Here is a 319-nt window from a genome sequence, read left to right as displayed (position 1 = left end):
TCTGGCTTCATTTGGTTTTTAATTTTTTTTTTGTCGTCACGTAATGAATTTATGAAATCGAGCTTATTTACTTTGGTTCTTAAACTAGTAGAGACGCAAACTTGATAATTATGGCGAGGCAGGCTTCTGTGAGAAACAGTGTCAGGCGTAGCCCAATCATCTGACTTATTTTTTTCAAAGTTTCTTAGCCATACCCCATTCGTTGGATCATTAATACCAATACCAAACGAATGCATTCTTAAACGCGCAGCATATGTAAGGCGTTGTCTATAACGTCCCTTACCACAAACAATATGATGTGCTTCATGATATGAAGTCG

General features: G+C 37.3%; 1 protein-coding gene. It reads right to left on the bottom strand.

The genetic code is table 11. The annotated features are described in order from the left end of the window. Positions 1 to 319, bottom strand: a 319-nt coding sequence (locus tag CWB66_RS21310) for an AHH domain-containing protein (protein WP_212747851.1), incomplete at both ends; no start/stop codon positions are given.

Source organism: Pseudoalteromonas sp. S558 (genome assembly GCF_005886635.1).
Classification (GTDB): domain Bacteria; phylum Pseudomonadota; class Gammaproteobacteria; order Enterobacterales; family Alteromonadaceae; genus Pseudoalteromonas; species Pseudoalteromonas aliena.
This window is presented reverse-complemented; position numbering and strand designations above follow the sequence as displayed.